This window comes from Cyclobacterium sp. SYSU L10401, from assembly GCF_010993705.1.
Classification (GTDB): Bacteria; Bacteroidota; Bacteroidia; order Cytophagales; family Cyclobacteriaceae; genus Cyclobacterium.
Genome location: NZ_WOFO01000015.1, coordinates 57,477 through 71,336 on the forward strand (window position 1 = coordinate 57,477; position 13,860 = coordinate 71,336).

General features: G+C 42.2%; 12 protein-coding genes. 8 read left to right on the top strand and 4 right to left on the bottom strand.

Features of this window, described 5'->3' with window-relative positions:
* The first annotated feature begins 103 nt into the window (after positions 1–103).
* Positions 104–1,843, top strand: a complete 1,740-nt coding sequence (locus tag GL182_RS22935; protein WP_163382184.1) for a SulP family inorganic anion transporter — start codon at positions 104–106, stop codon at positions 1,841–1,843.
* 143 nt (positions 1,844–1,986) lie between these two features.
* Here the strand turns inward: GL182_RS22935 and GL182_RS22940 are convergent, their stop codons facing one another.
* Both GL182_RS22940 and rfbA read right to left on the bottom strand, forming a co-directional pair.
* Positions 1,987–2,346, bottom strand: coding sequence for a response regulator (locus GL182_RS22940; RefSeq protein ID WP_163382186.1), 360 nt, complete (start codon positions 2,344–2,346; stop codon positions 1,987–1,989).
* Between the two features lie 182 nt (positions 2,347–2,528).
* Complete coding sequence (gene rfbA / locus GL182_RS22945) at positions 2,529–3,404, bottom strand: glucose-1-phosphate thymidylyltransferase RfbA (RefSeq protein WP_163382188.1); 876 nt, start codon at positions 3,402–3,404, stop codon at positions 2,529–2,531.
* Between the two features lie 297 nt (positions 3,405–3,701).
* Between rfbA and GL182_RS22950 the strand changes: the two genes are divergently transcribed.
* Entirely contained in the window at positions 3,702–4,421 is a 720-nt protein-coding gene (locus GL182_RS22950; protein WP_163382190.1) for a hypothetical protein, read from the top strand.
* An 89-nt stretch (positions 4,422–4,510) separates the two neighbouring features.
* Positions 4,511–5,524 (top strand): pirin family protein, encoded by a 1,014-nt coding sequence (locus tag GL182_RS22955; RefSeq protein WP_163382192.1) that lies wholly within the window; start codon positions 4,511–4,513, stop codon positions 5,522–5,524.
* Between the two features lie 36 nt (positions 5,525–5,560).
* On the opposite strand, the gene GL182_RS22960 is transcribed toward GL182_RS22955, so the two are convergent.
* Complete coding sequence (locus GL182_RS22960; protein ID WP_205603718.1) at positions 5,561–6,436, bottom strand: sugar phosphate isomerase/epimerase family protein; 876 nt, start codon at positions 6,434–6,436, stop codon at positions 5,561–5,563.
* Positions 6,437–6,625: 189 nt separating this feature from the next.
* Between GL182_RS22960 and ppgK the strand changes: the two genes are divergently transcribed.
* The 4 genes from ppgK to GL182_RS22980 all read left to right on the top strand — a co-directional run bounded on the left by ppgK (position 6,626) and on the right by GL182_RS22980 (position 10,050).
* On the top strand, positions 6,626–7,387 hold the full coding sequence (ppgK, locus tag GL182_RS22965) for a polyphosphate--glucose phosphotransferase (protein ID WP_163382194.1): 762 nt from the start codon (positions 6,626–6,628) through the stop codon (positions 7,385–7,387).
* Positions 7,384–8,397: a phosphotriesterase gene (locus GL182_RS22970; protein ID WP_163382195.1), complete on the top strand. Its 1,014-nt coding sequence runs from the start codon at positions 7,384–7,386 to the stop codon at positions 8,395–8,397. Before ppgK ends, GL182_RS22970 begins: the two co-directional genes overlap by 4 nt.
* Before the next feature lie 33 nt (positions 8,398–8,430).
* Positions 8,431–9,033, top strand: coding sequence for a DUF1080 domain-containing protein (locus GL182_RS22975; protein WP_240469940.1), 603 nt, complete (start codon positions 8,431–8,433; stop codon positions 9,031–9,033).
* A 189-nt stretch (positions 9,034–9,222) separates the two neighbouring features.
* Entirely contained in the window at positions 9,223–10,050 is an 828-nt protein-coding gene (locus GL182_RS22980; protein WP_163382197.1) for a universal stress protein, read from the top strand.
* Positions 10,051–10,182: 132 nt separating this feature from the next.
* On the opposite strand, the gene GL182_RS22985 is transcribed toward GL182_RS22980, so the two are convergent.
* On the bottom strand, positions 10,183–11,832 hold the full coding sequence (locus GL182_RS22985) for a Na/Pi cotransporter family protein (protein WP_163382199.1): 1,650 nt from the start codon (positions 11,830–11,832) through the stop codon (positions 10,183–10,185).
* Positions 11,833–12,159: 327 nt separating this feature from the next.
* On the opposite strand from GL182_RS22985, the gene GL182_RS22990 reads away from it, so the two are divergent.
* Positions 12,160–13,545, top strand: coding sequence for a DUF1080 domain-containing protein (locus tag GL182_RS22990; protein WP_163382201.1), 1,386 nt, complete (start codon positions 12,160–12,162; stop codon positions 13,543–13,545).
* Positions 13,546–13,860: the final 315 nt, after the last annotated feature.

The following is a 13,860-nucleotide window of genomic DNA, read 5'->3' on the forward strand; positions in this document are numbered from 1 at the left end:
ACTTATTTAAACCGTAAATTAGGTCAAATTTGTAATTCCTTTATTGGTGTAACTCCATTTTACTAAAGGAATAGCTGAATGAACAAAAAAAATTAAGACACAGATGGACCTTAAAAAATATTTGCCTTTTTTGCAATGGCTTCCCGATTACAATCAAAAATACCTGAAGGGTGATTTGTCTGCTGGTATTACAGTTGGCATCATGTTAATTCCTCAAGGCATGGCTTATGCCATGCTCGCAGGACTCGAACCCATTCATGGCTTGTATGCCGTGACAGTACCCTTGATTTTATATGCGATATTTGGTAGCTCCAGACAGCTGGCAGTAGGTCCTGTGGCCATGGTATCCCTGCTAACAGCCGCAGGAATCAGCAGCCTGGGCCCTACATCCGCAAGCGAATACCTGCTTTATGCCCTTACCCTGGCATTTCTGGTAGGATTAATTCAATTTGTTATGGGTGCTTTCCGCCTGGGTTTTGTGGTAAACTTTCTTTCCCACCCTGTAATCAACGGTTTTACTTCCGCTGCGGCCATCATCATCGGTCTAAGCCAGATCAAGCACCTCTTCAATATTTCGCTTCCCAACAGCGAGCACATTCAGGAAATGGTCATGGCCATCGCCCAAAACATAGGCAACACCCATTGGCTCACATTTGGTATCGGTGTCCTTGGGATACTCATCATCAAATTTGGCAAAAAAATACACCCAGCCCTTCCGGCTCCACTCCTGGCAGTGGTCATTGGTATTATGTTGGTATGGGGCTTCGGATTAACAGATCAGGGAGTAAAAATCGTGGGAGAAGTTCCCAGTGGTCTCCCCAGCCTATCTTTCCCATCTTTTGATATGAACGGATGGGCAACACTCCTACCTATAGCACTTACCATTTCATTGGTTGGGTTTGCTGAAAGCTTTGCGGTAGCCAAAACCATACAGGCCAAGCATAAAAATTATAAACTAGATGCCAACCAGGAGTTAATGGCTTTGGGCATGGCGAACTTTGGGGCGGCTTTTTTTAATGGCTATCCTGTCACCGGAGGATTTTCCAGAACAGCAGTCAACAACCAGGCTGGGGCAAAAACCACCATGGCTTCGGTCATCAGTGCCATTTTGATCCTATTGACCTTGCTATTCTTCACCGGCCTCTTTTACTACCTCCCATCCGCCATTTTGGCTGCTGTGGTGTTGGTAGCAGTAGCAGGATTGATTGATCTCAAAGAGCCTTTCAACCTTTGGAAGAAAGACAAAACCGATTTTGCCATGCTGATTTCCACCTTTCTGATCACCCTAACCATGGGCATTGAAACAGGTATCATCACAGGAATGATACTATCCCTTCTGGTGGTAATATACCGGGCTTCAAGACCTCACATGGCCCAGCTGGGCCGGGTACCAGGCACCAAAATATTCCGGAATACCCGAAGGTTCAAAGACCTGGAAATCAATAAAAACTTACTTATCGTCAGAATTGACGGACCCATTTATTTTGCGAATGTGGAATTTATCAGAGATAAAATGGACCAATGGCTTTCGGAAAGAAAAGACCAAACCCGAATGATTATTTTCAACATGGAAAGCGTCACCAGCATCGATAGTACAGGTGCTCACGCTTTGTACGAATGGATCCAAACCTGGAGAACAAATAAAATAGACATTTGTATCACCGGAACCAAAGGACCTGTCCGAGATGTACTGAACAAATGGAATCTGATCGAATGCATCGGGGCTGACCACATGTTTATGGATGATGATTCTGCCACGGCATTTTTTGAACAGACACTGGATTCAAAAAGCATGGAAAAATATGCCCCCTATGCGCTGCAAAGCAACGTAGGAAAAAAATAAAGTGTCTTTCGTCTCAGTAATATAGAAAAAAGGAGCATCCCGGAAAAAAACTTTTCCAGGCATCAAATAACATTGGCCTCGGGCAAAGCCTGAGGCCAATGTGCTTTCGATCAAAAATTAATCTTAAACCCTACAAAAAAACTTTAATCCCGGAATATCTCCGGCATGCTTTCCTTAACTGAAAGTTTGGAAAGAAATTTCTTTACATTCTGATTTCTTAAGGCCTTTTCTTTATCCACTAAATCCATGGAGCCACTTAAAATATAGATCTTCGAATTAAGGTTTTCAGGATTGATGCTATCCAGAAAGTCCCATCCGCTCATTTGCGGCATAAAAAGATCCAAAAACAAAAATTGTGGCTGAATCTCCTGGATTTTATCCAAAGCTTCCATGGCTGAGGAAAACTTAAATATCCTGAACGGAGATTGAATACTTTTTCGGATGTATTTTTCAGTTACAAAAGTACTTACCGCATCGTCATCTATCAACACTATATCTACCATTGAAATACGTTTATCATGCTACAAAAATCATTTTGTACATGACAAACATAAAACAAAAAATAAATACATCCAAAAATCCGAAGCTTTATTTATCGTCTTTTCTGTTTTTCAAATATTGTTTTATGCACTTAATATCAAAATCAGGCCCGGAAACCCATCATCAAAAAAAAGATCTATTTTTTTTAAAAGCTAAATTTCTGGGTAACCAGGTTCTTGAGGTACTCTCCATAGCCGCTTTTTCCCAGTTTCCTGGCAGCTTGTAAAAGCTTTTCTTCATTGATAAAACCATTCCGGAAAGCAATTTCTTCAATGCATCCAATTTTCAGTCCCTGCCTTTCTTCGATTACCTCCACAAATTGGGCCGCCTGTAGCAGGGATTGGTGTGTACCCGTATCAAGCCAGGCAGTCCCACGGTTTAAAATACCTACATTCAGTTTCCCCTTTTTCAGGTATACGTTATTTATATCGGTTATTTCCAGCTCACCCCGGCTACTTGGTTTGATGTTTTTGGCAATTTCCACTACTTCATTGTCATAAAAATAAAGTCCGGGTACTGCAAAGTTGGACTTAGGGACTTTGGGCTTTTCCTCAATACTGAGCACCTTATTATCACTATCAAATTCAACCACCCCATATCTTTGCGGATCATTGACATGGTAGGCAAACACCACTCCCCCATCGGGATCCGTATGTTCCTTCAAGGTTTTATACAAGCCTGTCCCGTAGAAAATATTATCTCCCAGAATTAAAGCTACCTTTTCCTTGCCTATAAACTGCTCACCTATGATAAAAGCCTGAGCCAGCCCCTCTGGTTTGGGCTGAATGGCAAAAGTAAATTCACAGCCTACCTCCGATCCGTCTCCCAATAGTTTTTTAAATGCTTCATTGTCTTCAGGGGTAGTGATGATCAGTATTTCTTTGATTTCCGCCATCATCAATACCGATAAGGGATAATAGATCATGGGTTTATCATAGATCGGCATTAATTGTTTACTCACAGCGATGGTCAAGGGGTAAAGCCTGGTACCCGATCCTCCAGCCAAAATAATTCCTTTCATGAATACAGCGATTTATGAGACTTTCTATTAAAATTCCTACGATTGCCTGAACAAAAGTTTTTCTATGGCTAACCAGTTAAAAACTAGTCAATTAAATTATTTATTTCCCAACCATAAAAATATGATTAATACTAAATTATAAATTATTTCTTATCCGGGGAAATTTACTTTAAAAATCTTCAATTTAATGTAATTGAAGTTCAAATTTCAGGCAAGATTTAATAATTTTGAGGGTTAGTTAAGCGTTTATCAATAGCTTTGACAATCCATTGCCCAATCCTACATTAAATATTACTCATGAAAAAAGGAATCATTATAACTGTACTGGCCCTGATTACCGGGTCTTTTTGCTCTCATACCCTATTGGCTCAGAATTTTTACAAAGAAAAAATCTCCAGAAACCAATACCTTCAGGGGGGGTTGGGCCTGGGAACCATGTATGCTGACAATTACGGAGGAATCCGTAAGTTCAACGTTAAGTTTGGCCCTACGCTGAGCTTTGCTTACGGGCGAAAGCTACACAATAATATCGACCTTCGGGGTAATTTCGGCTTCCAAAACATGCGGAGTCAGGATCAGGATTATTTTAACACGCAGGTAATCGATTCCTGGCAGGAAAATGGTCAGGCCGTTGGGAGTAAAAACAACATGCTTTTTCTGGACCTAATGCCTACTATTTACGTTTTCGGATCTGAAAATCACACCAGTAGGAAAAAGGTCAATATCTATACAGGTACCGGTCTGGGACTGTTGCTCAATTTTAACGAAGAAACCCGGCTCGGGTCAAATGGTTCACAAACAAGTAATCACACCCACCTGGTACCCTATATCCCTATCCGGGGAGGAATCAGTTATAAACTCAATATATATACTGATATTTCGCTGGAAGGAACCCTTATGATGGCATTCTCAGATAAGTTGGATGGCAACATTGGTTTTAACCGCTTTAATGATCGCCCCCTTACCGGACAGATCGTCTTCCGTCGCTACCTTAATCCCATTAAAGCGGTCGACTAATACCCTTTCTGTCAAAACCATCTTTAAAAATGAACTTTTTACTTCCAATACAACTTATTAAATGTATATACATATAAAATAAATTGTTTATGAATGCTACAATAAAAGCTATCCGTCCATTGGGATTTCACTGGCAAACTCAGGACCCATTTTTGTTCTGTGCTCATCACCATGATTTCTTTCCCAAAGGTTTACCGGACATGTCCCCCGAAAGCGGATTGGAAAATCGAATGATTGGCCAGGACTTTTCCGGAAAAGATGGTTGGAGCATGTATCACGGCAGTAAGGTGCCTGGTTTTCCTGCCCATCCACACAAAGGATTTGAAACAGTGACCATCGTGGAAAAGGGATTGGTGGATCACTCCGACTCATTGGGAGCAGCGGGTAGGTTTGGCAATGGTGACACCCAGTGGATGACCGCTGGCAGAGGAGTCATGCATTCGGAAATGTTTCCACTTCTCAATGAAAAAGAAGGGAATGAATTGCATTTGTTTCAGATATGGCTGAATCTTCCCAAAGCCAAAAAAAATGTGCCGGCACATTTCAAAATGATGTGGAAAGAAGAAATTCCGGTAATTAATGTCCCGGATTCAAGTGGTAAGCATACGGAAATTAAATTAATCGCTGGAAAATATGGAGACCGGACTGCACTGCCGCCTGCTCCTGATTCCTATGCTGCAGATCCCGCCAATGAATTGGCCATTTGGTTGCTGAAAGCTGAACCTGATGCAGTATTCACCCTACCGGAGGTATCCAAAGGGACAAACAGGAGCTTGTTCTTCTATGAAGGTGACTTTATAGACCTGGAAGGTGAACGAATCCCCAATGACCATTCCATAGATTTGGGTGAGGAAAAGGCCTTCGAAATAAAAAACGGTAGTAAAACAGGTTATTTCGCATTCTTACAGGGAAAACCTTTATCGGAAAAAGTGGTTCAGCATGGACCCTTTGTGATGAATAGTAACCAGGAAATTCAGGAAGCGGTAAATGAATTTCAGCGAACGCAGTTTGGGGGATGGCCCTGGAAAAGCCATGAACATACCCATGACAAGCAAAAAGGGCGATTTGCCATTCATGCCGATGGCAAAGAAGAGGTTAAGTAATCAAAAGCCGGCAGGGAATGCTGCCGGCTTTTGACATTATTTGACATATTTCGCATTTGCCAGGTAATCATAACTCATGGCCACACTTTTTATGGGTTCGTGGTTATACCGCTCCACTTCCACATAATAGCCTTTCATCCCCTGTGCATAAGCAGCCTTGAAAATGGGATTAAAATCCATCTCTCCGCTTTGTCCGATTTCTTCCTCATCTTTGATGTGTAATAAGGGAAATCTACCCTTGTATTTTTTCAGATAGTCTACCGGGTCATAACCTCCCTTGGTAGCCCAGTATACATCCAGTTCCATACAAAACAAATCCGGGTCGGTATTTTCCAACATGAAATCATACATGACTTGCCCCTCAATCTTCTCAAATTCTCTGGCATGGTTGTGAAATCCAAAGGTCAGGCCATTGGCCTTTGCAATGGCACCCACCTGATTGTAATAATTGCACCATAACTCCAATTCTTTCAAAGTGTCTGGTATGGGCATGGAAGGCTTGATCAGGAATTCGGCCCCAACGGCTGCATGTGCCTCTGATGCTTTTTTCCACCAGTCCATTGCAACAGTGTGTTGCGCACCCTGGAAATCCCTTGGTCCCCCTACATGGGCACTTTGCATGGTCATTCCCAAATCAGCCACCATCTTTCTGATTGCTGCAGGAGCCATCCCGTATATCTTCCCTTCTGAATAGTTTGCCGCTTCCAGGTTCTTAAAACCAATTGCAGCTACTTGTTTGAGTACCCCGGCTACATTTCCCTTAATATCTTCTCTGAGGGAGTACAATTGCAGCCCGATTTCTTTTTTGGCGGGCATGGCTCCAAAAGACCATTGGCTCCCCGAAGAAGTTGCCAGGAGAGTCAAAGCTCCTATTTTTTTAATAAATGACCTTCTTTGATTACTTTTTTGCATAGGAAATTATTTGATAGGTGAATGGTGAAATGAAAATTCAATTGAAGCCATAAAGCTACCTGGAATTTTACATTTATTAGTCGAAAACATTTGTTTTTGGATTTTCAGGGTCCCCGGGAACAAAATCAAGCGATTTTTGCTAACTTGAAAGGCAAAAATAAAATTAATTGAATTATTAATGGAAATTGGATGGAGATATTAGGATTGGACATAGGAGGTTCCGGCATCAAGGCTGCTCCGGTGAATATTGAAACGGGGGAGCTCACAGCTGAAAGATTCAGGGTACCTACCCCGAAGCCCACTAAACCGGAAAGTGTAGCGGATGCAGTCCTAACTCTGATCGAACATTTTGACTGGAAAGGACCTATTGGTTGCGGATTTCCGACAGTAGTGAATAATGGGCGATGCATGACCAAAAGCAATATTCACAAAAGTTGGGTGGGAGTACAGGTAGATCAATTGCTTTCGGAAAAGACAGGACTCCCGGTTACCGTCATCAATGATGCCGATGCCGCCGGTCTGGCTGAAATGACCTTTGGGGCTGGAAAAGGAAAAATGGGATTGGTAGTCACGGTTACCATAGGTACAGGGTTAGGTACGGGGGTATTTTATAACGGTCAATTGATCCCCAATTTTGAACTGGGAAGAATATATTATAAAAACGGAGAAATCATTGAGTATTTCGCAGCCGACTCGGCACGCAAAAGTGAAAATCTCAGCTACAAAACCTGGGGAAAACGCTTCAATAAATTCTTAAAGCACACCGTAAGGATCATCTCGCCTGACTTGTTCATTTTGGGGGGAGGAGCCAGTAAAAAACTGGACAAGTTCGAAAATGAAATCACCGTGGATGTACCTGTTATCGTTGCTGAGAATAAAAATGAAGCCGGCATCATTGGAGCAGCAGTGGCTGCTCATCTGAAAATGCTCAAAGAACAATCCGTCATATGAAAATCAGGATACTGATCGGAGGACTGATTTTTTCCCTGGCCTCAGTTTCCTGGGGACTATGCCAAAACACCATCATGACAGTCAAGGGGCCCATACCTGCAGAACAAATGGGGCAGACACTGATTCATGAACATGTACTGGTGGACTTTATTGGTGCGGATAGCATCTCCCCTTCCCGTTGGGACCAGGCAGAAGTGTTGGAAGTAGTCAGCCCTTATCTGAGTGAGCTGTCAGATCTCGGCATCCAAACCCTGGTAGAATGTACCCCAGCTTACCTGGGCAGAGATCCGGAATTACTGTTTGCACTTTCTGAGAAGACGGGCCTTCAGATCCTAACCAATACAGGGTTTTATGGGGCCGTAAATAACAAGTACCTTCCTGAAAAAGCTTTTTCCTTATCGGTAGATGAGCTGGCAGACATTTGGGTGGAAGAATGGAATGGAGGCATTGAAAATACCGGCATCAAACCGGGCTTTATCAAAATTGGTGTCAATGGTGACAGCCTTTCCGAAATGCACGAAAAACTCATCCTGGCAGCAGGTCTTACCCATAAACAGACCGGCTTGACCATTGCCTCACATACTGGTCCGGCCCTGCCTGCCAGACAGCAGATTGAAACATTAAAAACCATAGGTGTCCATCCTTCAGCCTTCATTTGGGTGCATGCCCAAAGTGAGGAAAGACTGGAAAACTATTCCCTGATGGCCAATGAAGGTGCCTGGATAAGCCTGGATGGTATACAGCCATCCAACCAAAAGGATTATTTAAAAAAATTAAAGTTTCTCCGGGACGAAGGCCATTTGGACCGGGTTTTGATTTCCCATGATGCAGGCTGGTACAGCCCCGGTGAGGAAAAGGGAGGCAATTTTAGGGAGTACATCACCATACCCAGGGAATTCATTCCCCTGTTGCTTGCGAATGGTTTTACTGATGCAGACATCCGGCAGCTTATGGTCACTAATCCTGCCAAAGCATTTACCATTAGAAAAAAGCTATTAGAAAACAATTGAATCAATTACTCGATTTATAAAAACCCAAATACCATGAAAATTAAAAGCATTGTACCAGGCCTGATGATCATTTTCTTTCTGATCAATCACAGTTACGCTCAGGAGCCAAAAATGAAAACCATTTTTAACGGAAAAAACCTGAAAGGATGGACCGTTGAGCCGGAAGACAACATGTGGTGGACCGTTGAAGACGGAAAGATAGCGGCGGAGAATGACCCCACTAAAACGGGATCCATCCTCTGGACCAAAAAAAAGTTTGGTGATTTTGTCTTTCAAATGGACTTCCTGATGGGTATCGGCACGGTTGACTCAGGCATATTCCTCAGGTCCGAAAAAGACCAGATACAAATTGGAATTTCCGGCTCCTTGCAACGGGACATGACCGGATCACCTTATATCCCCGGAAAGTCTTACCCTGTAGAAGCTGAGGGGGTAAAGGATATCCTACAACTCAAGTCTTGGAATACCATGAAAGTAAAACTGGTAAATCAAACCTACACAGTTTGGATCAATGGAGAAGAAGTGATGACCTACACTTCGGAAAACATGCCTGATAAAGGCCCGATTGGACTGCAACTTCACCCCAATAATGAAATGAGCATCCAATTTAAAAATATTCAAGTTGGTAAATTATAGGTCTAAATCTGCCGTTAAAAAATAAAAGAAAGGAGATTATCATTTCTTTAAGTGACATTGATCATGTTTTTTCAAAAAGCATTTTGTTTATTTTGAAATACATCGACAAAGCATCTGTCCGTGTATGTCTGGAAACAGCACTTTAGCTGTTTAAAATTTGAATAAAGCTTTTAACCAAAAACTATAATCATGAAACGCATCATTGTTCCCGTGGATTTTTCTCCCTATTCAGAAATTGCCTTTCTAAGTGCTGCCAAAATTGCCAGTAAGGGAGACGCCAGCATTTCTTGTGTAAATGTCATCAACTCAGATCTGGACTGGAAAAACCTTTCAGAAAAGGAAAAATCCAAGTATCCTGAAGTCCTTGACCTGGAGGCAGAGGCCAAGGACAAGCTAAAATCATTTATCAGCACCCATAAGGTAAAGAGCACTCCCATTGAAGCCCTGGTGGAGGTGGGTGTTCCCAATCAGGTATTGGCAGAAATCGCCAACAAACAAAAAGCCGACCTTATCGTAATAGGTGCCTACGGTAAAGGCTATGAAGAAGGAAAATTTATTGGTTCTACCACGCAAAAAGTAATGCGAAACGCCAATTGCCCGGTATTGGCGGTTAAAAAAGTGCTGGATGGCAGGGCCATGAAAAAAATGGTCTTTGCCTCCTTGTTCAATGAAGTGAGCAAACCTGCTTTTACCAGAATGAAGCCTCTGATAAAAAATATTGGCGCTTCAGTGTATTTTCTTTTTGTCAATACACCTTCTAAATTTACAGATAGCGGCAGGGCAGAAGAGCAGATGCGCCAATATGCCACTGGCCAGGAAGACCTGATCATTCACCGGCACATCTTTAACCATGAAGAAGCTGAAAAGGGCATTGTGGCCTTTGCCGAGAAAGAAAAAGCAGGTATCATTGGAATCGCTTCCAATGTGAGGAAAACAAATGCTTCCTACCAAATCGGGGTAACCGATACTGTGCTTTACAAGACAGATATTCCCGTATTGAGTGTGAAGTTTGAATAAATCTTTTTCCTGCGGCCGGTATTTTTGACCATGCCGGCCGCATTTCCTTATCCAGGAACCATCCTTTTATGTTCCTGCCAAATGCCTTTTCCATGGCAGTAAGACAAGCCCAACCGGATAAGGGCTTGTTTTTCAGGTTTTGCTAATAGCGTCGATTTCCTGTTTCCGGATAGATGAGATACCTTCCCAAATCAACTCCAAACCGGAAAATACCTGCTGGATCACATTGGCCATGGTAGAAATGCTAACATCAGTCTTTCTTGATTTAAGCTGTGTGTACAGCAATTGAAGCAGGGTTGAATAATTGGATTTTAATTTTTCTTTTACACTTTGGATGATCTCCGGATTTGCTTCATTCATGGCTAAATACTCCTCAAAAACGGTAAGGAAATCCTTTACCTCTGACTGCAGGCTTTCCAGGATTTCAGTTACAAAAGGTTCTTCCGCATTTTCCATTTCCACTAAATTATGCACAATATCTTTAAACTCTTTGGCCCCAACTACCAGGGACCTGAGGGTTTGTGTCAAATTACCTAGCAGGGCGGCATCGTTCAGGCTAAGTTTTTTCTCCTGCAAATACATGACAAAAAGGTACAGTTCTTCCTCCAGGTTTTTAAGGTTTTGGTAATCCTGCAACAAATCCCTTGGCTGGTAGGTTATTTTCTTCCAAACCGAAGCATCCTTTTTAGGCCCTTTATGCTTGTTAATGATTTTTCGAACAAATTTCAAAGCGTCTTTTAAGACCCAGTCCAATTCTTTTTCAAAAGCAAGAACTGCTACCGAAGGCACATCTAAAGGGACATTCTTAATGTACCTGGACCTACCTTTGGGTACATCGGCTTTAAATTTTTTAACCAGCCACCTTTCAAGGGTAGGTAAAAAGGGGAAAAAGCCGAGAATCATGATGAGGTTGATTAGGGAATTTAAAATTACCAATTCCATTAATGGATCCAATATATTAAACCAATGCATGGTCAGGTAGATCAATTGATCTATCCAAAAAAAACAAATCAAACCTGCTATCAAATTAAACATGAGATTAGCCAGAGCCAGTCGCTTTTTATCAGCTGAACCATCAAATGCCCCCAGGATCAGGGTAAATGTTGTCCCAATATTAGCACCAATGACCATGGCCAAAGCATGGTCTGTCCCTATCATCTGCGCATTTACGGCACTCAAAACGATTACAATCATGGCGGAGCTGGATTGGATCATCGCTGTAATGATTATTCCCGTAATTAAATACACCCAGAGTCCATAGGATTTAAGGGCACTGAGATCCATGGCCGCAGCATACCCCTCAATAGCCAGTTTCATATAATCCAATCCCAAAAACAATAAACCGAATCCCAATAAGAAAATCCCGGAGTTTTTCAGAACGGGCCTGCTGTTCATAAACAGGTAAGTCATAACCCCAATGGCCAAAAAGGGAAAAGCAAAATCAGACACACTGATTTTGAACCCAAAAGTAGCTACTATCCAGGCGGTGAAGGTAGTCCCCAGATTGGCTCCCAGAACCACACCCAGGGAATTCCGCAAACTGATCATCCCTCCACCTAAAAATGCCAGAACCAAAAGGGTAACCAGGGAGCTACTTTGGAGAATGGCAGTAATACCCGTACCTGCCAAAATGCCTTTCCAGGATTTATCGGTAAATCTATGTAACAGATTTTTAAAAGAATTACCGCCCAGTTGCCGGATAGCCTGTTCCAATTGGCTCATTCCCCAGAGAAACAGTCCTATACCTGCCAGAAACTCCCAATAGTCAAATCCTTCTTCCATAGTATCAATGATTTTAATTGGTAAAAGCAAAAAGCTTATGGCTGATTTTACAATACATGCGTGCCATTGGAATCAACAGCTGAAACCCGCAACAATTGACGCCTGAAGGCAAAATACCAAACCTTTTTGGTAAAATCAGCGCATTCCACCATTCTACTGGCGAAAACCAATAAATTAAAGTAGTTTTAAAGACTTTTTCTTCCTTGATGCAATCGATTGTCTCAGGATTATAAAATCAAAGTATAATGTTTATCTTTACTGCATACAAATTAAGAATTGATTTGATCACCAAATAATTACTATAAAACACTTAAAATGACCCCTATTATGAACAAACGAAATTATAGCCTGCTCATTTTGGTTTGCCTGCTTATGGCGGCCTGTGGGAAACCCACTGTAGAAACAAGGGAAGGATGGACCAACCTGTTTGATGGAGAAAGCCTGGATGGATGGAAACAACTGGATGGGGAAGCCGAATTCAGCATTGAAGATGGCGTCATTGTCGGATCGGCAGTTGCCAATACACCCAATACCTTTCTGGTGACAGAAGAGACTTTCGAAGACTTTATCCTGGAACTGGAAATCAGGGTAGACGATGAATCCAGTAATTCAGGAGTGATGGTAAGAGGGCAACATAATCCGGATGCCAATGATGGCAAAGGAAGGGTTTTTGGTTACCAGGTGGAATGTGATCCAAAAGAAAGGGCCTGGTCCGGAGGTATTTATGACGAAGCCCGCAGAGGCTGGTTGTACCCTTTGACTTACAATCCGGATGCAAGAAGTGCATTTAAATTAGGCGAGTTCAATACGTACAGGGTTGAATTCATTGACAACACTTTGAAAACCTGGGTCAACGGGCAGGAAGTAGCTTACCTGGTAGATGACATGGACCGTTCAGGTTTTATTGGCCTTCAGGTTCACGGAATAGGAGACAATCCCGAAAATGCGGGCAAGAAAACCTATTTCAGAAATATCCGCATCAAGACAGAAGACCTGTCCCCTACTCCTTTTGAAAACGATGTGTTTGTCGTCAGTACCATTGATAATGAACTCACTCCCCATGAAGAGGACAAAGGCTGGAAGCTCCTTTTTGATGGAAGGACCAGTGAAGGGTGGAGAAGTGCCAAAGCAGAAACTTTTCCCGAAGGAGGATGGACCATCAATGATGGTGTGTTGACCATTGAAGCTGCCGATGGCAGAGAATCCGCCAATGCCGGCGACATTGTCACCGTGGACAAGTACAGCGCATTCGACCTGGCCTTTGACTTTAAACTGACAGAAGGAGCCAATAGCGGGGTCAAATACTTCGTTACACTCAATGAAAACAATTCTGGCTCAGCCATTGGTTTGGAATACCAGATCCTCGATGATGAAAGGCATCCTGATGCCAAGCAGGGAAAAGATGGCAACAGAACCCTGTCCTCTTTGTATGACCTGATCAAGGCAGACAAGCAATCCCGCTTCGTCCGGCCAATTGGGGAATGGAATAAAGGAAGAATAGTGGTCCGTCCGGACAATACGGTGGAGCACTACATCAATGGCCTGAAAGTGGTGGAATATACCAGAGGATCTGAAGCCTACAGAGAGCTGGTGGCCGATAGCAAATACAAGGTTTGGGAAAATTTCGGAGAGGCTGAAGAGGGCCATATACTTTTACAGGATCATGGTGATGAAGTTCATTACAAAAACATTAAAATAAAAGAATTGAACTGAGTGCCAGCATCAAATGCTGTTTATCCTGGAAAAGGCAAACCGAATGGTTTGCCTTTTCTTTTTTCATTAATGTCCAGGATGCCAACAATTCTTTACACTTACCTTCAGTTGATTTCAAAAAAAAATCTAGCGATACCAGCTGGATCACAATTAAACATAAAACCTTGCAATTGTTCTGAAAAATTTATTAATTGCCTTTCATGTATAGAATATGCCGTTTGTGTATTAACATGCAATCGATTGCATGTTCTTTATTTTAAAAAATAGTTTTTATCAATAAATTATTAAATTCAAACCTGAAATAAGTTTAATACC

Coding starts and splice junctions, on each gene's coding strand:
- GL182_RS22935 (WP_163382184.1), top strand. CDS start 104: ATGGACCTTAAAAAATATTTGCCTTTTTTGCAATGGCTTCCCGATTAC.
- GL182_RS22940 (WP_163382186.1), bottom strand. CDS start 2,346: ATGGTAGATATAGTGTTGATAGATGACGATGCGGTAAGTACTTTTGTA.
- rfbA (WP_163382188.1), bottom strand. CDS start 3,404: ATGAAAGGAATTATTTTGGCTGGAGGATCGGGTACCAGGCTTTACCCC.
- GL182_RS22950 (WP_163382190.1), top strand. CDS start 3,702: ATGAAAAAAGGAATCATTATAACTGTACTGGCCCTGATTACCGGGTCT.
- GL182_RS22955 (WP_163382192.1), top strand. CDS start 4,511: ATGAATGCTACAATAAAAGCTATCCGTCCATTGGGATTTCACTGGCAA.
- GL182_RS22960 (WP_205603718.1), bottom strand. CDS start 6,436: ATGCAAAAAAGTAATCAAAGAAGGTCATTTATTAAAAAAATAGGAGCT.
- ppgK (WP_163382194.1), top strand. CDS start 6,626: ATGGAGATATTAGGATTGGACATAGGAGGTTCCGGCATCAAGGCTGCT.
- GL182_RS22970 (WP_163382195.1), top strand. CDS start 7,384: ATGAAAATCAGGATACTGATCGGAGGACTGATTTTTTCCCTGGCCTCA.
- GL182_RS22975 (WP_240469940.1), top strand. CDS start 8,431: ATGAAAATTAAAAGCATTGTACCAGGCCTGATGATCATTTTCTTTCTG.
- GL182_RS22980 (WP_163382197.1), top strand. CDS start 9,223: ATGAAACGCATCATTGTTCCCGTGGATTTTTCTCCCTATTCAGAAATT.
- GL182_RS22985 (WP_163382199.1), bottom strand. CDS start 11,832: ATGGAAGAAGGATTTGACTATTGGGAGTTTCTGGCAGGTATAGGACTG.
- GL182_RS22990 (WP_163382201.1), top strand. CDS start 12,160: ATGAACAAACGAAATTATAGCCTGCTCATTTTGGTTTGCCTGCTTATG.